This is a genomic window from Alkalihalobacillus sp. TS-13 (genome assembly GCF_019720915.1).
Lineage (GTDB): Bacteria > Bacillota > Bacilli > Bacillales > Fictibacillaceae > Pseudalkalibacillus.
In genome coordinates this window covers 1,251,919-1,275,366 of record NZ_JAHKSI010000001.1, presented here as the reverse complement: position 1 = coordinate 1,275,366, position 23,448 = coordinate 1,251,919, and the positions used below count along the sequence as shown (strand labels likewise).

22 protein-coding genes and 1 riboswitch are annotated in these 23,448 nt (G+C 40.3%); of the genes, 8 read left to right on the top strand and 14 right to left on the bottom strand.

Going from position 1 to position 23,448, the window contains the following annotated elements; all coding sequences use genetic code 11:
* Positions 1-189: 189 nt before the first annotated feature.
* Together KOL94_RS06320 and KOL94_RS06315 are read right to left on the bottom strand one after the other, a co-directional pair.
* Entirely contained in the window at positions 190-1,014 is an 825-nt protein-coding gene (locus KOL94_RS06320; protein ID WP_311775111.1) for an aldo/keto reductase, read from the bottom strand.
* Positions 992-1,228 (bottom strand): hypothetical protein, encoded by a 237-nt coding sequence (locus KOL94_RS06315; protein ID WP_221565024.1) that lies wholly within the window; start codon positions 1,226-1,228, stop codon positions 992-994. Before KOL94_RS06315 ends, KOL94_RS06320 begins: the two co-directional genes overlap by 23 nt.
* An 84-nt stretch (positions 1,229-1,312) precedes the next feature.
* Between KOL94_RS06315 and KOL94_RS06310 the strand changes: the two genes are divergently transcribed.
* The 4 genes from KOL94_RS06310 (at position 1,313) to KOL94_RS06295 (ending at position 4,508) form a co-directional block, all read left to right on the top strand.
* Positions 1,313-1,684: a thiol-disulfide oxidoreductase DCC family protein gene (locus tag KOL94_RS06310; protein ID WP_221565022.1), complete on the top strand. Its 372-nt coding sequence runs from the start codon at positions 1,313-1,315 to the stop codon at positions 1,682-1,684.
* A gap of 177 nt (positions 1,685-1,861) precedes the next feature.
* Positions 1,862-3,109, top strand: coding sequence for a YeeE/YedE family protein (locus KOL94_RS06305; RefSeq protein ID WP_221565021.1), 1,248 nt, complete (start codon positions 1,862-1,864; stop codon positions 3,107-3,109).
* 668 nt (positions 3,110-3,777) lie between these two features.
* Positions 3,778-4,188, top strand: a complete 411-nt coding sequence (locus KOL94_RS06300; RefSeq protein ID WP_221565019.1) for a CBS domain-containing protein — start codon at positions 3,778-3,780, stop codon at positions 4,186-4,188.
* A gap of 140 nt (positions 4,189-4,328) precedes the next feature.
* Positions 4,329-4,508: a YjzC family protein gene (locus KOL94_RS06295; protein WP_311775110.1), complete on the top strand. Its 180-nt coding sequence runs from the start codon at positions 4,329-4,331 to the stop codon at positions 4,506-4,508.
* 117 nt (positions 4,509-4,625) lie between these two features.
* On the opposite strand, the gene KOL94_RS06290 is transcribed toward KOL94_RS06295, so the two are convergent.
* From KOL94_RS06290 to glsA, 5 genes are all read right to left on the bottom strand, one after another.
* Entirely contained in the window at positions 4,626-5,249 is a 624-nt protein-coding gene (locus KOL94_RS06290; protein WP_260412220.1) for a flavodoxin family protein, read from the bottom strand.
* A gap of 143 nt (positions 5,250-5,392) precedes the next feature.
* Positions 5,393-6,226, bottom strand: a complete 834-nt coding sequence (locus KOL94_RS06285) for an MBL fold metallo-hydrolase (RefSeq protein ID WP_221565015.1) — start codon at positions 6,224-6,226, stop codon at positions 5,393-5,395.
* Positions 6,227-6,427: 201 nt separating this feature from the next.
* On the bottom strand, positions 6,428-7,708 hold the full coding sequence (gene odhB / locus KOL94_RS06280; protein WP_221565013.1) for a 2-oxoglutarate dehydrogenase complex dihydrolipoyllysine-residue succinyltransferase: 1,281 nt from the start codon (positions 7,706-7,708) through the stop codon (positions 6,428-6,430).
* The gene (locus KOL94_RS06275; RefSeq protein WP_221565011.1) at positions 7,705-10,587 is read right to left on the bottom strand and encodes a 2-oxoglutarate dehydrogenase E1 component; all 2,883 of its coding nucleotides are present in this window, start codon (positions 10,585-10,587) and stop codon (positions 7,705-7,707) included. Before KOL94_RS06275 ends, odhB begins: the two co-directional genes overlap by 4 nt.
* A 450-nt stretch (positions 10,588-11,037) precedes the next feature.
* Positions 11,038-11,985 carry a glutaminase A gene (glsA, locus tag KOL94_RS06270; RefSeq protein WP_221565009.1) on the bottom strand — a complete coding sequence of 316 codons (948 nt, stop codon included), beginning with the start codon at positions 11,983-11,985 and terminating at the stop codon, positions 11,038-11,040.
* 268 nt (positions 11,986-12,253) lie between these two features.
* On the opposite strand from glsA, the gene KOL94_RS06265 reads away from it, so the two are divergent.
* Positions 12,254-13,621, top strand: coding sequence for an LVIVD repeat-containing protein (locus tag KOL94_RS06265; protein ID WP_260412219.1), 1,368 nt, complete (start codon positions 12,254-12,256; stop codon positions 13,619-13,621).
* Positions 13,622-13,676: 55 nt separating this feature from the next.
* On the opposite strand, the gene KOL94_RS06260 is transcribed toward KOL94_RS06265, so the two are convergent.
* Positions 13,677-14,885: an MFS transporter gene (locus KOL94_RS06260; protein WP_221565007.1), complete on the bottom strand. Its 1,209-nt coding sequence runs from the start codon at positions 14,883-14,885 to the stop codon at positions 13,677-13,679.
* Positions 14,886-15,154: 269 nt separating this feature from the next.
* Positions 15,155-15,484 (bottom strand): four-helix bundle copper-binding protein, encoded by a 330-nt coding sequence (locus KOL94_RS06255; protein WP_221565006.1) that lies wholly within the window; start codon positions 15,482-15,484, stop codon positions 15,155-15,157.
* A 138-nt stretch (positions 15,485-15,622) separates the two neighbouring features.
* Between KOL94_RS06255 and KOL94_RS06250 the strand changes: the two genes are divergently transcribed.
* From KOL94_RS06250 to KOL94_RS06240, 3 genes are all read left to right on the top strand, one after another.
* A complete protein-coding gene (locus tag KOL94_RS06250; RefSeq protein WP_221565004.1) occupies positions 15,623-16,213 on the top strand; it encodes a guanylate kinase in 591 nt (196 codons plus the stop codon).
* Between the two features lie 36 nt (positions 16,214-16,249).
* A complete protein-coding gene (locus tag KOL94_RS06245) occupies positions 16,250-16,393 on the top strand; it encodes a hypothetical protein (RefSeq protein WP_221565002.1) in 144 nt (47 codons plus the stop codon).
* 613 nt (positions 16,394-17,006) lie between these two features.
* The gene (locus KOL94_RS06240) at positions 17,007-17,312 is read left to right on the top strand and encodes a hypothetical protein (RefSeq protein WP_221565000.1); all 306 of its coding nucleotides are present in this window, start codon (positions 17,007-17,009) and stop codon (positions 17,310-17,312) included.
* Positions 17,313-17,390: 78 nt separating this feature from the next.
* Here KOL94_RS06240 and KOL94_RS06235 read toward each other — a convergent pair whose 3' ends face one another.
* The 5 genes from KOL94_RS06235 to KOL94_RS06215 form a co-directional block, all read right to left on the bottom strand.
* The gene (locus KOL94_RS06235; RefSeq protein ID WP_483298065.1) at positions 17,391-18,422 is read right to left on the bottom strand and encodes a serine hydrolase domain-containing protein; all 1,032 of its coding nucleotides are present in this window, start codon (positions 18,420-18,422) and stop codon (positions 17,391-17,393) included.
* A 150-nt stretch (positions 18,423-18,572) separates the two neighbouring features.
* Complete coding sequence (locus KOL94_RS25605) at positions 18,573-19,424, bottom strand: response regulator (protein WP_221564997.1); 852 nt, start codon at positions 19,422-19,424, stop codon at positions 18,573-18,575.
* A gap of 33 nt (positions 19,425-19,457) precedes the next feature.
* Positions 19,458-21,095, bottom strand: a complete 1,638-nt coding sequence (locus tag KOL94_RS06225; protein WP_221564995.1) for a GspE/PulE family protein — start codon at positions 21,093-21,095, stop codon at positions 19,458-19,460.
* A 170-nt stretch (positions 21,096-21,265) separates the two neighbouring features.
* A riboswitch (cyclic di-GMP riboswitch) is annotated at positions 21,266-21,354 on the bottom strand.
* A gap of 221 nt (positions 21,355-21,575) precedes the next feature.
* Complete coding sequence (locus tag KOL94_RS06220; protein WP_221564993.1) at positions 21,576-22,229, bottom strand: class D sortase; 654 nt, start codon at positions 22,227-22,229, stop codon at positions 21,576-21,578.
* Positions 22,230-23,372 (bottom strand): processed acidic surface protein, encoded by a 1,143-nt coding sequence (locus tag KOL94_RS06215; RefSeq protein WP_221564991.1) that lies wholly within the window; start codon positions 23,370-23,372, stop codon positions 22,230-22,232.
* Positions 23,373-23,448 lie beyond the last annotated feature (76 nt).

Below are 23,448 nucleotides of genomic sequence, written 5' to 3'. Positions count from 1 at the left end.
CAAACTTAATTAGAAATGAACAGTATTATTTAACAATGCCTTTTATAAAAAGAGAACGGTCAAACTCCTATTATCTACAAAAACGAGAATGATCAGAACTTGCGAAAAACCACCTGAAAATTGAAAAGAACCATCCATTTTTGCTCATGGATCGTTCTTTTATTGATATATTCAACCCAACGGAGGAGATTATCTCACATTCATTTCACTTGGTTTTGGACCTTTTCGTTCGTTTCGATCCAACGAATTGATCTTCTCTATTTCTTCTAGATTGAGTTCGAAATCAAATACATCGAAATTCTCTTCAATGCGGGATGGTGTTACGGATTTTGGAATGATGATCGTATCGTTTTGCAAGTGCCAGCGAATGATCACCTGGGCAGGAGTCTTATCATATTTCTTAGCTAACTCCCCTATCATTTCATTTTTCAATACTTCTCCACCCTGCATGAGCGGGCTCCAAGCTTCTACATAAATGCCATTTTCACGTCCAAATTTCTTTAGTTCTGTTTGGGCTAAGAACGGATGACATTCAATCTGGTTCAGTACGGGTGTAACTTCACATTCATCTAGCAAACGTTGTAAATGATCCTGATCGAAATTACAGACGCCAATCGCTTTTACACGGCCATCATGGTACAACTTTTCCAGTGCCTTATACGTTTCCACATATTCATCAAACTCGGGAGTCGGCCAGTGAATCAAATATAAATCAACGTAATCAAGTCCAAGTTTATCAAGACTCTCATCAAATGCACGAAGCGTATTTTCAAACCCCTGGTCCGAGTTCCACACTTTCGTTGTAATGAACAGCTCTTCTCGTCGGATGCCGCTTTGTTTAAGAGCCTCTCCTACTCCACGTTCATTTCCATAGATGGCAGCTGTGTCAATAGAACGATAGCCAACCTCAAGTGATTTTTTCACTGCTGGAACTGCCGCTTCATCTTCAACCTGCCACACTCCAAAACCTAACTGTGGCATCTTTACTCCATTATTCAGTGTCACATATTGCAAGTTGAACCGCTCCTTTTTCTAATGGGAATAAAACAAGTTTATCAATTAACGTTCTAAACTTCATTTCTAACGACTTCAAATCATGATGATCGATTGAAAAAGTTTCAATCTGTAAATTGAATCTTTCTTTATTAAAGCCGAATTGTGCTACCCTGTGACCGTTTGCACCTAAGGGATGAGGAAATCCGAATAAACAATCATTTTTTCTAACCATGGATACAGTAATAAATCATTAGTTTGCATGTTGATATCTAGCGGGAATACAAGAAATATATTATGAATTCGAGGGTGATTAATAATGAAGCATGTGGTGTTCTATGATGCAGACTGTCCTCTATGTTCGAATGCTAGACGTATAATCGAAAGGTTGGATTGGTTTGAAAGGATTTACTGGATTCCACTCCAGGAGATTGAAAAAACCGAATATAAATTGTTCATCACTCAGAATCGCAACGTGTATGACGAAATTCATATGATCACATCAAAAGGAAAAGTTCTTAAAGGTTTTGACACGGTCAGACGAGTATTGACGCTTTTGCCCATTTCATTTCCAATAAGTTTAATACTATACTTACCTTTCATTGATAAAATCTTCAGTCCGCTCTATAGGTGGATTTCAAAAAATCGTTACGATTGGTTCGGGCGTTATGACTCGCCGCAACAACAATAGGAAACCCCGAGAAGTTGTCACTTTAGTGGCAACTTCTTTTTGGTTGATGAAATACTATTAACTGTTAATAGTCCCCCTCCGATTTGTGTAGTATATAGCTTTACAATCACCTATTCACCGTATTATAATATACTGTATTTAATTCCGATAAAACTTATGGGAAATGGAGGTAATAGTATGGCGATGCAACAACCAGCTATTCAAAATAATAGAGAGTCAATAGATCCTACAGGTCTCCCTTCTCCCCAATCTCTGTTAATTACAGGGGGACTTATCACTGCACTAGCACTAAGTATTGCAATTTTTTCTTCAGCTGGTCTACAGCAAAGTATGACGATGTGGATTGGTCTTTTATTAGGTTATACATTATTTCATGCACGGTTCGGCTTCACTTCAGCGTTCAGACGCCTGCTGGCGGTCGGTAATGGAGAAGCATTACGTGCCCATATGATCATGATGGCTGTCGCTTGTACGTTGTTTGCACCGATTTTAAGTATGGGAGTTGGGATGTTTGGTAATACACCTGCAGGCTATGTGTCTCCTGTTGGTACGAGTGTTGTAGTCGGTGCTTTCCTCTTTGGTATCGGCATGCAGCTAGGAGGTGGCTGTGCGTCTGGTACGTTGTATGCAGTTGGTGGCGGACGCTCTGCGATGTTCATTACGTTAATTGCATTTATCGTTGGTTCTGTCCTTGGGGCTTGGCACTGGGATTTTTGGGTGAATCAGACTCCTTCTTTCGAAGCCATTTCTCTCGCAACTAGCACAGGTCTGGGTTATACCGGAGCATGGTTCGTTCAAATTCTTATTTTCGCTGCCATTTTTGGAGGTACCATCCTTATCGGTAATAAACGTCGCCCTCCTTCTATGAAGCCATTACCAAGTGGAAAAGGCTTTGCACGTGTCCTTCGTGGATCTTGGCCGTTATGGGTTGCAGCAATATTATTAGCTGTACTTAACGCAATCACTTTGATTGTGAGAGGTAATCCTTGGGGCGTAACATCAGCATTTGCGTTATGGGGTTCGAAGGCAGCACTGGCACTTGGAATCGATGTTACTCAATGGGCATATTGGTCTGGAGAAAAAGGTGCCGCATTGAATCAATCTGTGCTTGCTGATTCAACAAGTGTATTGAACTTCGGTGTTATCTTGGGAGCATTCCTCGCTTCAGCTGCTGGCGGAGCGTTTGCTCTTAAAAAAATCGGAGCAAAACGTGCAGCTGCGGCAATCATCGGTGGCGTGATGATGGGCTATGGTGCCCGAATCGCGTTCGGTTGCAACATCGGAGCTTATTTCGGAGGAATCGCTTCGTTCAGTCTTCATGGATGGGTCTGGATGGTGATGGCCCTAGCAGGAACATTTGTAGCCCTCTACCTCCGACCACTTTTTGGAATGTCCGTACCAAAACCGAAAGATACTTTTTGTTAAATAACTTTGTATGATCCCTAAGTGACTCACACTTATGGGGTCATTTTTTTTGCTGTTTTCAAATGTTTGTTGCTAATGGAATGTTGTAAAGAAAGAGATTGAAAGCTTATGACAGTGGAAATATGCGAGACTCCTGCGGAAAAGCAAGCTTACCGAGACCCCGCAAGTGAATTAAGGATCTTCGAGTATAATAATGACCTTCGACTATATACCACCACGTCCTGCGCCTGCGGTTACTCAGTGCAAACTACAAGGATGGATTATAAGTTTGTTGTCTTGTGGTGAACGTCGAAGCCAGCATAAGGAAAGCTTCTAAGAATTCTCATCGCAGACACGAAAATGATTTCATTTTTGTGTTGAGATCCTGTGCAAATGAGGGGGCTTTCGGAAGTAGGTTAATGCAAGGAAGTGATGTCTAGCTCAGCGACGAGTCACTTGGATCCCTTCAAACTTCCTGCGGCGACGAGAGCCTCCTCGTCAGTTTTCCAGTGACTTCCGTGACTAATCGGGTCGCTTCCGCATTTCGTTCGCCCATGGAAAGCGAGTATATTTCCAAACTAAAAACAACAAGCCTTTTTATATGTTTAAATCCTTGTGTATCGGTTATAGAGAATTACATAATCGAATAGTACAGTAACTAATACCAATTTTAAAAGGAGGAATCAACAATGGCTGTTCTTCAACAGTTCATGACGAAGAACGTCAAGACATGTAATCCTACCGATGACATTCGCCAAGTTGCTAGTATCATGCATGAAGAAGATGTTGGCATGGTTCCAGTAGAAAAAGATGGGAATTTGATAGGTTGTGTGACTGACAGGGATATCGTGATTAAAGGTCTGGCCAGGGATTTAGGTAATAATATCTGTGTAGAGGATATCATGACAGAAAAAGTGATATCCGGAAAACCAGATATGCCAGTAGAGGATGCATCTTTACTCATGCAAGATCACCAGATCAGACGATTGATGATTATAGACCACGGCAAACTCAAAGGTATTGTTTCTATTGGAGATCTAGCTGCTTCTAAACAAGCAGACCAAGTTGCTGGAAACGCGTTGAGTGAGATCTCGAGGTAACCAACGACATAAATATATTGAAAAAGCATTAATTGGAGATGTTTTCGGAATCAGATGTTTAAAATTTATTTATAGTTGGGTAAGCAATTAAATATGGAAAGGCAAAAAACTTTTCTAAAATATTTTTGGAGGTGGTAATGATGGCAACAACTTACAAAACTGGTGAAAAGGCTCCTGAATCAGGTACGTACAAGGTGGATAAGTTAGTCAATAGTAATAGCTCAAATGAGGACAATACCGAAGTGAAGCTTGAAGCAGGTGAACAATTTCCACCATCACCTTCAAGTAATGAAGCTGCAGAATGGGTAAAATCCTCTTAACTTGAAATTGAACTGGAAGTCAACTTGAGTAAAAATGAAAGCCAACAGGTTTTTAATAATTCTCCCCTCTCCCCTGTTGGCTTTTTATTTTGTCTTAATGAAAATCCCTTATTCTTATTACTCCATCACGTTCCCTTCAGCAGGAATCGGATTCTCTTTAAGAAATTTGGCAAAGTGAATAAGATTATATGCCATCATCGTTGCATTTTGTTGTGTGAATTCATTCTTATAACCCTCAGCTTCGATATAGGAGGGTCCTGGACCAGCATCTCCAACCCAATAGGTTTCGACATTGGGTGGTACGGTAAACCCAATATGGGACATGGCATAAAGGATGGAACGACAAGCGGTCTTCGCACCATCTTCATTACCGGTGACTACCACACCACCTACTTTATTGTAGTAGATTCCTTGACCCTTCTCATTCGTAAGACTGCTCCCACCATATAATCTTTCGATCGCAATGGAGGTGATACTGCTTTTTTCTCCTAACCATAACGGTGTTCCCATTAATAAGATATCTGCTTCTTTGATTTTTTGAAAAATCAATGGCCATTCGTCTCCATTCCCCATGTCTTCTGCTATACCGAAGTGAATATCATAGTCAGACAGGCGGAAAATATCAGTATGGACGTCATTATTATTGAAAATTTGGATGACTTCTTCTAACAATGCCTGTGTATTCGACTCTTCTTCACTTGATTTTAAGGAACAGTTTAATACAACGGACTTTATTGGCATGTAAACCTCTCCTTCCCTTTTATCAGAAAATATTTTTGAATGTATCATCCCATTCCCTGAAGTCCTTTTTTCTAATCTTCTCAAAAGGGGCGGAAAAAGCCTTAAAAAAGTGCTGACTATTTCGATCAGCACGTTATCCTTATTTAATTCGCTCTGTTTTGATAGATTTTCGGTAAAGCAACTTTGTCAAAATGATTGACGAGATACCTCAGTTCATTTTCAAGCTTGTTACCTGACATCGGTATACCGTGGCCAGTGACTGCAATGGAAGGTTCAAGCTGTTCTAGTTTGGTTACAGAATCTTTGGCTTTTTCCCAACCCATGGTAAAATACGCTGGCGGACCGTTGATCTCTTGTTTTTGTGTATAAACATTATAGAGGGACTCTTGGTCTACAGTGACAAAAGCATCACCAACGATCAACGCTCGATCGGATTCACGGAATAATGAAATATGCCCTGGAGTATGCCCAGGCGTATGAATCCATTTCCAATCTGTCAAAAATGGAACTGAACCATCATTCGGAAGTTGTTTCAAATGCTCCTCAATGTTGATCGAGTGATTAGGAAAGAGTGATGACATTTCGCTGACCATCCCTCCGTCCACCTTCGGATCTCCTTTCGGATAATCCTCTTGCCCGGTTAAATAAGGGAATTCGAGGGGGTGAGCATAAATCGATATTCCCCAATATTCTGCAAGTTCTTCAACACTCCCCACATGATCGAAGTGTCCATGTGTCAAGATGATCGCTTTTGGGGGCTTGTCTTTACCAAACTGTTTCTGAACTGCTTCTAGGATTTTTGATTTCGATTTTGGCATTCCAGCATCAACTAAGACCCAATCATCTCTATCATTCATTACAAAACATAAATTGACGATTTGGTTGGTATAACAGTAAACATCAGGTATGATGAGATGTCCTTTCCCACTAGCAACGGATGTCATCGGTAGAAATGCATCCCTCACTCTTTCATTCATCGTGCCACCTCCAGAGTAATTATGTCATCCCTCATTATTCACGACCGCGTCGTATTCTATTCTTTTTCTAAAGAACCTGGGTTTTGGAATTATCTACAAAATAAGATGCCTTCCTATAAAAACGCGTCATTATCTACAAAAAAGGCCAAGCAGCATAAAAAGACCCAAAAGGCAATTTGCCTATTGGGTCGTTTAAAATATTTATCCTTCCAATAACAACGATTCTGGATCTTCCAGTAGTTCTTTTACTTTTACAAGGAATCGGACTGCTTCACTGCCGTCGACGATTCTATGGTCATATGAAAGCGCGATATACATCATTGGTCTGTTTTCCATACGTTCTTCATCAATTGCGATCGGACGCCATTGGATCTTATGCATTCCTAGAATACCTACTTGCGGAGTATTCAAAATTGGAGATGACATGAGTGAACCGAATACGCCACCGTTCGTAATTGTAAATGTACCGCCTTGAAGCTCGTCAATTGTCAGTTTTTTATCTTGGGCTTTTTTAGACAATGACTTGATTTCCTTTTCAATTTGCGCAAAGCTCAATTTATCTGCATCTCTTACAACAGGTACGACTAGCCCTTCTTCAGCACCTACTGCAATACCGATGTCGTAGAACTTCTTGAGAAGCATTTCGTCCCCTTGGATCTCTGCATTGATTCTAGGGAACTTCTTCAATGCTGCAACAACTGCTTTTGTAAAGAAGGACATATACCCAAGCTTAACATCGTTTTGCTGTAAAAATTGTTCCTTACGACGCTTACGTAGATCATTGATTGCTGTCAAGTCGACCTCGTTATAAGTTGTCAGCATTGCTGCAGTTTGCTGAGCCTCCACAAGTCTTTTCGCGATTGTTTGACGTCTTCTGGACATTTTGACACGTTCAACCGGCTTATCAGATTTTTCTTCAGAAACGTGTTTTGGTTGGCTGGTTTGTTTTTCAGGTTTAGATTGCTTCGGTTCAGCTTTTTCTTTCTTAGGAGATTCTGCATGATTTTTCACATCTTCGGATCTTACACGGCCAATCGGATCCGTCGACTTCACTTCGTTCAAATCAACTCCTAGCTCTCTAGCCAGCTTACGGGCAGCAGGTGAAGCGACTGGACGCTCTGTTTCTTTTGGTTCTTCTTTCGTTTGACTTTCTACTTTTTCAGGTTGCTCTGCTTTCTTATCTACTTGTTTCTCTTTAGGGTCTTCTTTTTCTTTTTCGGCTGGTGCCTCCTCACTTGGTGCTTCATCACCTTCACCAAGTTTTGCAATCACTTCGCCAACTTCTACTGTATCGCCAGCTTCTTTCAACAAATCCGTGATTACGCCATCCTCTTCAGCACTAACCTGGACATTGACTTTATCAGTTTCCAATTCGACGAGGTAATCCCCTTTTGTGACTTTATCGCCAACCTCGACTAACCATTCTGAGATTGTCCCTTCTGTGATGGATTCTGCTAGCTCTGGTACTTTGATTTCGCTCACGATACATTTCCTCCTTCAGTGGTAACTGTGTCTGTCTTTTTCAATCTCAACGCTTCATTTACGATACGTTCCTGTTCTCTTTTATGGACATCAGGTTCTCCAGCGGCTGGACTGGAGCGCTCAGGACGGCCTATATAAGTCACTTTCATGTCATCAGATACTGAAGCTCTGATCTTCGGTTCGATATAGAACCATGCCCCCATATTCTTCGGTTCTTCTTGGACCCAAACGACCTCTTCTAAATTTTTATATTGATCAAGTAATTCTACCATCTCTTTTTCCGGATAAGGATAAAGCTGTTCAATTCGAAGGATGTCGACCCAGTCCCAATCTTGATCATTGGCTTCGACCGCTGCATCGATATCGATAGCCATTTTTCCACTGCAGAGAATCAAGCGTTTGACGTCTGCTTTCTTCGTCCCGACATTGGATGGATTATATACTGCTTCGAAATTTCCTTCGCTGAAGTCAGCAGGAGTTGAAGCGACACGTGGGTTACGAAGCAGACTTTTCGGTGTCATGATGATCAAAGGCCTCACTTCATCTTTTGTTGTCAACGCCGCTTGTCTTCGTAAAATATGGAAGTATTGAGCAGCTGTCGTCAAATTGGTCACTGTCCAGTTGTTCTCTGCAGACAATTGTAAGAACCGTTCGAGACGTCCACTGGAGTGTTCTGGCCCTTGTCCTTCATAACCATGTGGCAGTAATAGGACAAGCCCTGATTTTTGCCCCCACTTCGCACGGCCGGCCGAGATGAACTGATCGTAAATGACTTGAGCGGCGTTTGCAAAGTCTCCATACTGTGCTTCCCATAGTACAAGCGTTTCAGGCGCAAAGACATTATATCCATATTCAAATCCAACTACTGACGCTTCAGATAACGGACTGTTATGGATGGCATAAGATGCTTTTGCCTGAGACAGCATGTGTAATGGCGAGAAGGTTTCACCGGTTTTCGGATCATGAAGCACCAGGTGTCGATGAGCAAATGTACCACGTTCTGTATCTTGTCCTGTCAAGCGAATCGGTGTTCCATCCTTCAGGATCGTCGAAAAGGCAAGCGTTTCAGCTAATGCCCAATCAACTTTACCGCCTTCTTCAGCGAGGGCTTTTTCACGACGTTTCAGGATTTTCTCAAGTTTCGGATATACAGTGAATCCTTCTGGCCACTTCAGCAGATCGGAATTGATTTCCTGAAGTTCATTAAACGGCACTGAAGTTTGAATGTCAGGCAACCGATTGACAATCTGTTCCGGAGCTTGGATCTCCTCGATTTCATCATCTTTATTTTTTGAAACTTTTCCATATTTATCGTCGAGTTTGTCTTGAACTTCCTTTTCCATCTGTTTGGATTGGTCTTCTGTCAAGACCCCTTCAGATTGTAAAACTTCTGCGTATAAATGACGCACGGTAGGGTGATTATTCACTTTATTGTAGAGCTGCGGGTTCGTCGCAAAAGGATCGTCCATTTCGTTGTGTCCAAAACGTCGATAACCGATCAGATCGATAAGGAAGTCTTTTTGGAACTTCTTCCGATATTCGTACGCAAAAATGATCGCAGCAAGACAAGCCTCAGGATCATCAGCATTGACGTGAACAATCGGAATTTCAAAGCCTTTCGCAAGGTCACTAGCATACTTTGTTGAGCGGGAGTCACTACTTTTAGTCGTGAATCCTAAAAGGTTGTTTGCGATGATATGGACGGTCCCACCAGTTTTGTACCCTGGAAGCTGACTTAAATTCAATGTTTCAGCAACGATACCTTCACCAGGAAAAGCCGCATCACCATGAATCAAGATCGAAAACGATTTAGAAACATCCTGCTGTGGATAACCGGCTGAACCGCGGTCTTCCTGGGCAGCACGAGCATACCCTTCGACTACTGGATCCACAAATTCAAGATGACTTGGATTGTTTGCTAATGTGATACAAGCCGGCTCATGATTTTCTTCTTCTATTTCACGGTCTGCACCTAGGTGGTATTTCACATCACCTGTCCATCCGTAGTTGATACCCATTGAACCTTCAGAAGGAACAAGGTCTTTATTTGGTGCATGATGGAATTCAGCAAAGATTTTTTCATATGGCTTCCCTAATACATGTGCTAATACATTCAAACGTCCACGGTGAGCCATACCGATCATGACATTGCGTGCACCATCATGTACACCTGCGTGAACGATTTCATCCAACATCGGCACCATCGTGTCAAGGCCCTCGATCGAAAACCGTTTTTGACCAACGAATGTCCGGTGTAGAAACCTTTCAAAACCTTCTACCTCGGTCAACCGATGTAAAAGCTCAATTCGATCTTGAGGTGAAAGTGACGGATAGATTGCGTCAGACTCCACCATTTCATCGAGCCATTTCCGTTCCTTATCATCATGGACATGACTGAATTCAAATGCCATAGACTTTGTATAGATTTGCTTAAGCTTTTCGATTGCTTCAAAACCATCTTGTATATTTCCTGGCGCATCTTCCCAAACGACTTTTGCAGGAATCGCTTTCAAATCTTCAGTGCTGAGTTGATACTGACCTGGGTCGAGAAATGATGCATCCGTTTGTGGCTCATCTAGTGGATTGATTTTTGCGGCTAAATGTCCATACGTCCGTATATTGTCCGCAAGCTTGACAGCAGCGACCACTTTCTTCATGGTCGTGGCATCACTCAGTGATTGTGATGTATCAGATGGATAGCCTGTTACGCTTTCTGCAGACGCCGGCGGTGCACCCCAGGTCTCAAAAAGTTCCTTGACTTCTGGATCAACAGACTCGGGATCGTCTAAATATTGATCATAAAGCTCGATCGCATAGCCAAGATTGGGTCCATCAAAACCCTCCCAAGGTTGTCCCTTATTTGATCGGTTAGTACTCATTTGTTAATACCTCCAAATTGCTAATGATGAATTTTGTAATCTCGTTGGGTATTTTAAAGAAATTTGCTGCTATTAGTGTATCGTTTTCATGCCTCTAGTACAAATAAAGTGTACATTAGATACAAAGTTTTTTCGGAGCATCATAAATTGAGGAAACGATGCCTAAAATATCCTGTATTATGGTATACCCCAAATTTGATGAGATGAGTCTTCTAATAGTAAAAACCCGTATTCTAAATTAGCATAAAATCAGATAGAAAACTATGTAAAATGAAAGGAAATTTTACTACCAGAGGTTTTTTATTTCGTGGTTAATGAACATGGGGTTTTTTGATGGTATTTTTATTAAAAATTAGGTGAAAAAGTAAAAAAACGAGACTGACCCATAAGCGTCTGATATCTGACACTTTGGTTTGGGTCACCCCGTTCTGAAGGGTAACGATTCACCTTTTATACATTACGGATCACTGAAAAAATATTGAGCTCTAAGTTGCGAGAAATTCTTTGGAGAAGTGCTCCTCCCGCGGTACTGTTCCCTTTTTCATTGATGGCTGGACCAATGATGCCGATTCCGCATCGCCCAGGGACTGAACCGATGATACATCCACTGACGCCGCTTTTTATTGGGAAACCGACCTCTACTGCATATTTTCCTGCTTCATTATACATTCCGGACGTCATCATGATCGCCTCAATCGTATTGATGTGTTCCATCGGAATGATCTGTTCCCCAGTTTTCAGTAACCTGCCGCCATTTGCAAAAAAAGCACCGAGCTTTGCAAGATCGGTTGTGTGAACGTCAATTGAATTGATACGGAAATACAAATCCAATGTTTCGTCTATGTCATGAGCAATCGCACCAGTACTCTTCATGAAATATGAGAGTGAACGATTACGATCACCTTTCAATTTTTCAGATTCGTAGACCTCTTCGTTCATTTTGATGGAATTATTATTCGTAATTTGTCTTAATCTCTTAAGAATTCGACTGAATTTATCTTCCAGATCTTTTCCTTTGATCATTGCAGGAACGGCGATCGCACCAGCATTCACCATCGGATTGAAGGGCTTCGTTACATCGTGTGACTCAAGATGACTGATTGAATTGTAGAAATCACCCATCGGTTCCATCCCGACATTTTGAAATACTTCATCTTTTCCAAAGTCATCCAGCGCCATCATCAGACTGATAATTTTAGATGCACTTTGCAGAGTGAACTTCATATCTGTATCACCTGCTGAGAATACTTCATTATCCATATTGATGATACAGACACCTAATTTATTTTGATCGATCGTACCTTGTCCTGGTATATCTTTTACAACTGTTCCATCTCGGGAATACGGTCTACATTCCGTTAAAAGCTCCTCCAACAGTTCGTTCGTTAATTTTTTCATAATAAGACACCTCGAAGTTTACTAGTCTTCCCCTTTCACCTATTCATTCCACTGCGAAGAACATTTCAAACCGTCGTCCCGTTTCAAAACTGTGACTATACGCCCTGTTCTCTTGTTTTTTGGAGTAGTTTTTCAGGTTATCCGGGCATCTGTATATGGTATGTAAAACTTTTAGTCCCTGCCTTTCAGCTTATTTATAAGAAAATTGCTGATTTTTCAGAAAACATATGGTATTTTGTTGGAAACCATTTGAATTGGAGGAATTATATTGAATAAGAAAGTAGTCCTACATACGGCTTTAGCAGGAATCATGAGTTTTTCATTAGTGGCACCAGTTGTTTCAGCACACGATACCCTAGACGACATCTCGATTGAAAAAGGGTCTCACGAGGCAGATTTAAATGAAATTCCGATGGTAGAAGGAGCAAAGAACTTGGATCATTGGAATGAAGCTGCAGCGGTTCCACTCAAAGAGTACAATGGGAAAAAGAATTCAACTGCAGATGTGTATGCGTATAAAGGCTTCGCTTATCTAGGAACTCATACATCAGGTGGCGGAAATGGCGGGGTCCGAGTCTTTGACCTCAAGGACCCATCGAACCCAGTTGAAGTGTCTAGATTTGCTGAAGAAATTCCAGGAACCTGGCAAGAAAAAGTTATCGTAAAAACTGTAAACACTCCTTACTTTAAGGGTGATTTAGCAGTGGTAAGCATTCAACAGCTAAACCGTGATAATCCACTTTCTAAAGGTGGGTTCCTACTATATGATGTGTCAGATCCATATGAACCTGAACGTTTGGGTTTTTGGGAACTTGATAAAAGGGTTCCAGGCACCCATGAATTGTATCTAACAGTTCAAGGAAACAAGCCGCTCGTGTTGACTGCGAATCCCTATGCGGATTACTATACACACGGAGAGCAAAAGGATTTTGCATTAGTGGATGTTTCGGACCCAGCTAATCCGAATACCCTTTATGAATTTGATCCAAGGATGTTGGAAGAAGTACCAGACGACTTCAATGGTTATCACTGGGAGTCTCCTGACGGCAAGACACGGCCGGTCTTCAATCACAGTACCATGACAGACGAGAACGGTCAGACTGCATTCCTATCATTCTGGGATCTAGGAACGATTATGTTGGATATTTCGAATCCGAACGACGTAGAATATCTAGGACGTACCGATTTTGCACCTGATGTTCAAGGATCAGCGCACTCATCAGCTATTGCAAAGGGTGGAAATGTTTTGATTGAAACGCGGGAAGTTTATGCTCCTTCTAGAGAAGGATACGAAGAATCGTATGGTTATACTAGAATTTTCGATATCAAGGATAAAACAGAACCTAAACTGTTAAGTACGTTCAAGACTGATCTTGTTGATAATGTAGAGGATGGTGTCACCTTTGCGAATACGGTCCATGATCCGAAAGTACAAGGAAACACTTTATATCTATCCCATTATGCAGGAGGAGTACGAGCAGTCGACATCACAAATCCGTCAGAACCGGTTGAAATCGGAAAGTATGTTCCCGAACAAGCATATTTCTGGGGAGTGTTTGTAGACAGGAATTATATCCTTGCCTCCGATATGGGAGAAGGCCTTAAAGTACTGTTGAAAAATAACGGACAAAAATAATTGCGATAAACAAGGAGCTGACTTTTGGATGACCATCCATTAAGTCACTCCTTATTTACATTTGCTCTCCTAAAGCTCCTGGTTTATGTTGTAAGGTGAAAAGAGTGACGGTAACAGCCAGCAGACAAACAGAAGATAGTGTCAGAAAGACGAGGTTATCTGATGACTTTTGCAGAAGTGAAACGACTGGGGGTCCTGCAGCTACACCAATAAATCGCATGCTGCTGTAAAATGATGTGATCGTCCCCCTTTCCTCCTTCTCGATCCCTTCTGTAATCAATGTATCTAAACACGGTAAACCAATTCCGATACCTATCCCAGAAACAGAGAGAAATAAAATGATCATACCTAATGAATTCATAAACAACAATGTACATAATGCCCCTGTAGATATCAAATTCCCAATCAGAATCCACCGATCCATACTTCGTTTATCGTTTCCTACCCTTTTTCCAGTGATATAAGATGCAACACATAGCATTAGAAGCGGAACCGCCAGATAAATGCCTTTCATGACTCCTGTAATATCGAATCGGGTCTCTAATGATGATGATAGATAAATGAGAAAACCGAAGACAACAAACATGTTGAAACCACCAATTATGAAAACCCCGTACAACCACCTGCCGTTCTTTGCAAAAATCTGTTTCAATACCTTTAAAAATTCAGCGAATGGTTTAGGTTCATTGGTTTCTTTTGGTGGTTTTACAAATAACAACATCAAAATAATTGCGATTACAGCTAAAAACGGCACAGACCAAAACGGGATATACCAGGCCCAGATTGCAAGTAAAGCTCCTAATATTGGGCTGAGCACTTTTCCAAATGTATTGGATGTTTCAATAAGGCCAAGTCCGGCACTAACTTCATCTTCCCTTTTGAAAAGATCACCTACTGTTGGTATCACGACTGGAAACGCACCAGCTGCACCTGCCCCTTGTAAGAGCCGTCCAAGCATGATCCAAGTATAAGGGTTGTTTGAAGATATGGCTCCCCATCCACTTATAACACCCCCTGCACCGACTAAAATCAAGCTGGGAATGATGACTTTCTTTCGACCGAAATGATCGGATAGATAACCTGCAATTGGTATGAGGATAATGGCGATGATCGAGTAAATTGTAATGATCAGACTTGCTTGGAAAGCAGTAATGTTGATCTCCTTTTCGATGATTGGAAGGACTGGGATGAACATCGAGTTGCCTAAGGTCATCAACAGTGGAATTGAAGCTAAAGCCAACAGAGCTAACTTATTCTCTTTCATATTCTCTTCTCCATCAATTCAACATTGTTTAAACAAACCGAACTGTCACCTCAACATTTTTTACCTTTCAATGTCCAATTATTCATGAGCTGATAATCTAAAAAGAGACTGACCATAAGTGTCTAAGCCCCCCAGTACTTAACAACATTTTTTAGAAAAAATCGTGATTTTGAAATAATGTTGTGTTAGAGGTTTTGACACTTTTCTTTTGGATCAGTCCCAGTATTTTGACGACTTGGATATCGTATGTACCCAAATCTCTTTTTGCATTAAGCAACTAGACTTTTACAAGCGTCCGCACATTTGAAGCATGCCTCTGCACATTTTTTACAGTGGTCATGATCATGCTTTTTACATTCATTTCCGCAGGCTTCACAAATATCAGCACATGCTTTAGCTAATTCAGCCGTAAATGGAGTCCCTCTTCCTAGTGCTTGTTCCAGAAAAGAACACATATCTGCACATTCTCTATCCATTCGAATACAATCAACCATCATTTTTACGTCATCTTCCTTCAAACATGCATCATAACAATGGTTACATGCTACCATGCATTCGTGTAAAGTGTTGATTAAAGATTGGTGATTTTCGTGTGACATGATTAGCCTCCTTTTGATTTTGGTGCACTTTCAATATACCCGGCAAGGTTTTAGATCAAACACAATGTGAGCGAATGTTGCTAATTTATGGTATAATAAAATAACTGAAATTTCTAACACTTTAAAAGGAGGTTTTATATGTATCAAGTAAAAGAAGATGAGAAAATATTCATTTATACGGGTCCAGATGGTTCAGGCCGAAAAACACTAGCGAAGATGGTTGCTACTGTTTTTGATATGGAAACGGTGTTATCGTACACGACACGGAATCCCCGTCATTATGAAGAAGAAGGTAAAGACTATCATTTTGTAAGTGAAGAAACTTTTCAAAAGATGCAGCAGCAGAATGAATTTTTGGAATGTGTCGATATAGATGGTTTCCGCTATGGTATCCGTGAACAGGACATTGTGAATACTTTCAAGAACCATAAATTAGTTTATCTAGCACTGAATCCTGAAGGTGCAGATAAACTGAAGCATATGTACGGAGAAAACGTCATCCGGATATTCATTTATGCAGATCGAGACACTGTCATCAAACGACAACAAGAACGGCAAGATGATGAGGCTGCAATCCGCCGGCATATGGCACACTATGATGAAACCATGAATTACAAAAATGGTTGTGAACATGCTTTCGAGAATTATGATTTACCTCAAGTATCCTATCAAATTAGTGAGCTTGTTGAAACCTATCTGGACAGAAACTATATCGAATCCGAGTATTGATGTTAGTGAAAAAGCAAAAGTAAGGAAGTGAAAACAATGAAAGCTTTCAAAAAAGCACTCAGGATCATTGTATTTTCTAACCTTGCAGTATTTGGATTCATAATGCTCCTCCCTGCTCTCTTAGTCACAGGAGATATCGAAATTGTACGTGAGTTCATTGATTTTTTGAATAAGAATTAGATAATTGTGGATGCAGTGAAGCGTGTCCTTGAGCTTTTTGAGGATACGCTTTTTTATTTGGATTTGTTAAATAATACTGATTATTTTTGACTAAGTTTAATTGAAGCGAAATTTGCTAGACTCCTGCGGGAAAAGCGAGCTAGGCGAGGCTCCACACTCTTTGAAAGGATCTTCGGCTAAATAATGAACTTCGACTAAATACCACCACGTCCTATGGTGAACGTCGAAGCCAGCAGAAGGAAAGCTTCTTAGAATTCTTATCGCAGACACGAAAATGATTTCATTTTTGTGTTGATAACCTGTGCAAGTGAGGAGGCTTGTCGATTTAGGGCTAATGCTTGGAAGTGATGTCTAGCTCAGCGACCAGTCACTTGGATCCCTTCAAACTTCCTGCGCAGCAACAGCCTCCTCGTCAGTTCTCCAGTGACCTACATGACTAATCGGATCGCTTCCGCTTTTCGTCTCCCCGCGGAAAGGGAGCGAATTTCGCGAAAATTAACAAAAAAGTATAAAAAAGACTTTTATTTACACAATAGTGTTTCCCCTTTTCACTTTGTTTCGGTATTCGATATAATGGGTCATATAGTAAAGTGAATGCAGAGGGGAATTTTAGATGAATTCTAAAGATATGCAAGAAAAGATAATTGAAAATTATCAACGGGATGAACAGATGATGATTCTTGTTTTTGCGCAATGGTGTGTTAACAATGATCTTGATCCTGAAGAACTTTATAAGAGAGCTTATCCAAAACAAGCCTCCAATCCATCACTTAAACAGGCATTTGATCTTACTGTATCAAAAGAAGAAGCTGGGGAAATCGGAGATCAGACATTACTCGGTGTCTTATCAATGTTCGGTAACGAAGATCTTGCTTTTGTAATTACGGAGGAAATTGAAAAACAGAAGAAAAAGAATTGAAAAGAAACGATTGTATAAAAACCAAGAGAGCTTGCGTTCCAAGCTCTCTTGCTATGTTTTAAGTCTAAAGCTCTTGCCTTATCCTTTGGATAGTAGTTCATCTTCAAGCATTTTCATGATTTTATAGGGCCCTTTACTTTTATTAGATGGAATTGACAGTTTGATTCCGCTCTCTGGATAGAACGCAGAATGGAAACTGACTCCAGGATCATAACCCATCACATGATATTTGAAAACATCATTTTCCTTTTTATTAATCCAAATCCCGTATCCGTAATAGACATAAGGCTTAACCTCAATATGGGAACTTAATAACATGTTTGTAGTCGGTTCACCTAAGAGCTTATAGCTGAATAGGCCATCCCAAAGCTTATTCATATCCGGTGCACTGACGTATGCACCTCCATCTGATCCCCCTTTAATAGGAATGGAGTAAGTATTTGTCCTCCAAGTTCCATTTTCTTCAATATATCCTAGGGCAGTATTCTCAGGGAGTCTGTCTAATGAAAAATATCCTGATTCATTCATTTCGCATCTTCTGAAAATGTTCTCTTCTATATAATCAGTAAAACCAACTCCAGTCCTCTTCTCCACAATCAAGCCGAGAAGGATGAATCCCGCATTATTGTAATGAAATCTTTCACCAGGTTTAAAGGCCATATTCTTGTTTTGAAACATAGGGAGAAAATCTTTCAATTCTTTTAAAAGATACATAGGTTGCTTGATCCAAAGCTCCTCAAAGTCATCCATTATATCCTCGTCGAAATAATCTGGAATTCCCGCGCTGTGGGTCAAAAGATGGTGAACTGTTACTTCGGAATCAAAGTTCGGGAAATCATAATCCAGACAATCCGTTATCTTTGTCTCAAAAGATAGCATTCCACTTTCTACTAATTGGCAGATCGCTACAGCTGTGAAAAGTTTACATCCTGAAGCGATTCCGAATCGGGTATCTATATTATTCGCAATTTTTTCTGCTCGATTAGCATACCCTGCCTGCGTAAGAATGAGAGTGTCTTTATCTTTTTCCATATGAACTACGCCGGAAAAATCTTCAACGTTATTGATTCGTCTTAATGTGTTTTCAATGAGATTATCATTTTTCAGCACTTTTCTTCCCTCCTAAATAGCCAGTCTATCTACTCTTCTACAATGAATAGGAAAGCCCTTTACAGAAAGCAGGAAAAAATAAAGGGGCTGTCAAAAAATGTCTGAGTCTCTCCGAACTTAACAACATTTTTGGGACAGTCCCTTGTTGAATTATCTCATATTTTTACCTTCTTCAAGTCGTTGCTCAAGCCACCCGTGAAGATCACGGAAACCATCGAGAGATAGAGGTATGGATTGTTTTTCATTGGATGCATCGATCATTTCTAAACAGACGTTCTGATCATTTTCTGTATACGTGAAAGCAAAACTCTTTGTTTCACCTTGAACCTCTTCCTCCCAATTGCACATATAACTTGTTAGAAATTTAATTTTACTGTTTCTGGTTGGTGCCGGTTTCGGATTTTGTTCATTTACACGTTCTGGAGATGCTTTATATGTTTCAGGCTGTCCAACAGGGCGTGTGCCTTCTTCCTTAGTTTGTGCAACGGTTTCTCTGGCTGCCGCTTCAGTTTCCACTTCTTCTTTTTCCTCTTTCATTGTTTCAACTGCGGCTGCGATCTCTGATATAACTTCCTCAGTTTCATTTGTATTACTACTTGCTGCTGTTTCAGAAATTTCAGCTTCTGCACTCTTCAAGTGGGGCTCAGCATACTTTTTGATGATTTCGTTCATGTAATCCGGTTTAAAAGGCTTCATTAAATATCCGACTGCTCCTGCATCCAAAGCTTCCTGGATCATATCTTTCTGGTTACTGGCGGAACAAACAAGGATGACTGCTTCAGCGTCTATTTTTAAAATTTCTTTAATGGCTTCAATCCCATTCATTTCAGGCATTGTAAGGTCCATCATGACTACTTGAGGCTGGAGGGTTTTATATTTATGTACAGCTTCTTTTCCATTGACTGCTTCCCCAGCTACGGTATGGCCATATTGTTTAAGACAATCTGCTGCCATTTTTCGCATGAAACTGGTATCATCGACTACTAGAAACGTATAAGACATTTGCATTCCCCCTGAATTTTATTCGTGCATACTTCAATTGACTGCTTTTAGTACTTCCTCGACTGTTGTTAGACCTTCTCGTGCTTTTGATAGGCCGTCATACAAAATTGTTTTGTACTCATTTTCTTTAAGGTAATCCTTGAATTCTTCAATCGGCTTCTTTTGGAGGATCAGTTCCCGAAGTCCATCATCGATCGTCAAGACTTCATGGACCCCGATGAATCCTTTATAACCGGAATTGTTACAGAGCTTACAACCGTCACCTCGAACTACTGCTACTTTAGAGCTTTTATTCGTAGTAACGAAGGAGCGGAAATTACCGATTTTGCTTTTTTCTTTTTGGTCTTCTAAATCTAACAAGTCGTGGGCCTCAAAAAGCTTCGACTCTTCATCAGAAGCAGGCATACTCTTTGCACATCTTTTACATATACGCGGCACGAGTCTTTGGGCTACAATACATGAAAGTGAGGAGGCGATCAGATAGGGTTCAATTCCCATATCCAATAACCGCCTGATCGTATAAATCGTATCATATCCGTGAATCGATCCAACAACTAGTCTGCCTGATAATGCTGCCCTTGTTGCAACTTCACCAGTCTCTGAATCTGGAATGTCACTGACCATGATGAGATTCGGGTCCTGATTCATGATTGTCCTCATTCCATATGGAAACGTGAAGCCTAGAGCTTCATCAACCTCTACTTGCATGACCCCCTTTATCCTTCGTTCCACAGGACTTTCTACAGAAACGATTTTTCGCTTATCGATGTTCATATGGTTCAATATGGCATAGAGTTGAGTTGATTTTCCGCTGACTGCAGGTCCTGCAATCAATACCAAGCCTTTCCCCCTATCCAACGAATCTTCTAATTTTTGTTTGTTCATATTGGTAAAGCTGAAATCTTCCAGTTTGAAAAAGTCTTCGGAATGTTTCAATAAACTTAGGACTACATTTTCACCATCAATAGTAGGAACTGTTGAAACACGAAAATCAAAGTCATTGTTATAAAAATCTTTATGTATGTATCCGCATTGAGGTAATTTTCGTTCTGATGTATCCATATTTGAAATGGTTTTGATTCTTGCGATCACAGCCTCTTGCAACTGTTTTGGAATAGTCTTTTGTTTTTCAAGCATCTGATTGATACGATACCTGACCACAAGACCCTCTTTATCAGCATCAAGGTGGATGTCACTTGCGTTTTGTTGTAACCCATAGTCAATGATATCGGATAATTCTTTCACAGAATCCAACAAACCATAATGGTCGATTATCGCCATTTCCAATTCACTACGTGTAGCCAAACACGGTTGGACAACCATACCAGAAGCCACTTGAACATCTTTGATCGCTTCTTGATTCAAGGGATCGATCATCGCGACCTTCACTCTTCCATCTTTTTGCTCAATTGGTATCATGCAGTGCTTTCGAGCTACCGATTCATGGATCAGCTGTAAGGTGTTACGGCTCGGGGCAGCTTCATCCATATTGATTACAGGAATGCCGAGTTGGAATTCCAATGCTTCTACTAATTGACGTTCTGTAATCATCCCTTCTTCCACAAGGATTTCACCGATTTTCTTAAATGAGTGTTTCTGTAATTGAAGTGATTTTTCCAGTTGTTCTTGGGTTATCAAACCATTCATGATCAAAAGTTCACCGATGCGCATTTGGACCTCCTTAAAAATGTAATAGAATCTATCTGTACGCTTAGAAAGCGAAAACTGTGAAACTCCAGCATAAAATCGATTAGGCAAGAACTCACAGTGAACAAGTAATAGGCTTGTAGTTACCTGCGGAAATCACGTCTACAAAAAAAGACATAAAAAGCCAAGTGTTTGTGAGCAGCCCGACGGTCATGCCATTGGTAATGGTTTAGATTCGCGGCTTTGCGTCCCCGACTTTCGAACGGGTTTGCCTTTTATCATTCACTTGACTTTCGTGTTAAAGTGAAAATTTTGTCTAGGAAAAAATACCCTTTTGTTCTTGGTTCAATTATACTTGAAAGAAAGATTTGGAAAAATAGAGCGATATCACTAATTTCCAAAATAGTTTAAAAGAACCATTATTTTAAAATTAAAGGTATTCTGACAATTTAAAGTAGGTCCTATTACTTATAAAAATCGGAATAAAAAAGCCGTCGAACATTGTCAACGGCTTCGGGATGAATTTCTTTTCAGTTCAGCTATCAGCACATATCGTTCTGGGGCAGCACCGATAAAATCAAATGGATAGCAAGTCGAAACGGTTAGTGTTGCTCTCGGTTTTGGGACTATGACAGTACGATCATCTTCATCCACAATACGCACCTTACTAACTTTGTATGTGAATTCGCCTGCTGAAGTCTTAACGATAAGAATGTCGTTTACTCCGACTTCGCCAAGTTTTCGAAAGACAGTGTCACGGTGGCCAGCCAGCACAGCATTATCATTTTCACCGGGTAAAACACTTCCTGCAAAATGGCCAACACCATTTTCCAATTCATCTTCATCCGTTCCATGATAGATTGGTAAAGAAGCCTCAAGTTTCGGTATAACCAACTCCCCAATCCGTTCACCTTTTTTAGGTCTCTCAGGATAAAGTGGATTCTCTTTTTCTACCTGTTCTGACTCGGTTTCTGTCTTATGAGTTTTGTTGTTTAGAGAAGCTTCTACGGTTGAAACTTGTCCGGTTTTAAATAGCAAGTATCCTTTTAAAAACTTATAAGCATTTGTACTTGAAAACCAGAGACCACCTACAATCAGTCCACTACATAGGGAAAGAAGAACCAATTGCTTGATTCTTCCTCTCTTTTTCTTTCTCATTTATACGTTTCTCACTTTGAAACGTCGGTATAGAATGAATCCGAACATTGCTGCAAAAATACCAGCAGCTGTATTCTCTACATAATGTGAAGCTGTTTTCGGTAATTTTGCACCTTTTACTGTTTTGGCTACCGGTTTCTGAACGACTTTTTCTGTCTGTTTCAAATCACTGCCTATTTCTTTTACAAACTCTGATCCAAACATCTCTGCCGTGAAGAGGAAATCAGCAAGAAATTCTCCATTCTTGTTGTAAAGTTCAATTTTAAGGTCATACCCTTGAGTGTCTTCCATGGACATCAATGCCTTTAATGAGATTGCTTTCACTTCATCCCCTTTGACTAGATAAAACTTTACATCAAGCTCAAATAAATCGAGCAATTCGCTAAAAATATCCAGAAGTTCAGCAATCTGCTCTCCACTCAATTCAGTAGCTGTATCAAACTCTTCAAAAGCCATCATTCGATTGGCAAGGTTGTCCAATCTTTCTAGAAAAGTTGGATCCTCATAATTCAATGTTTCGAAATGACTCAATAACTTTTCGAACTCTTCATCTGTGAAGCCAATTTGATTAAGAAGATCATCAAACTCTATCATATCAATCTCAGGACCATTTATATAGAAATCCAGCATGAATTCAAGATCTTCAATCGTGTCATAGTTAGCAAGTTCATCATCATTTTCTGCTAAGAGAGCTTCCAATTCTTCTAACGTCATATTATATTGATCAAGCAGCTCAACCAACGTTTCATCTGTAATAGGTGTTAACGAGTAGAAGTAGAGATCGCTATCGAGATCATCTCTGAACGTGTATACATCCAGAATGCTTTCCCCTTCTTCCAATTCACCGTTTGAAACAAGTAGTTTTGTTGCTTCTTTATGCGTCATTCCATACTCTTCAAGCAATTCATTCATGATGTCTACTGTCAAAACCGCACCAAGGAAGTCTTTTAGATCATCCATGTCTTCAAAATCTTCTAAGGTAAAATCATGGAAATCAAGATATTCCGTTAACTCTTCCTTCGTCCATCCAATTTCATTCAAATAGCTCTGAAGCTCTTTTTCTGCTGGTGCAGCAGAAGCGTTAAAAGGTAAAGTCACAACACAAAATACGGTAATGAAAAATGCTGTCAAGAAACGCTTCAACTCAATCTTTCCCCCTAAAAATAGTAGTAAATTCTAGAATAGTATAATCCTTAAAATTAATAAAAGATAGATTTAT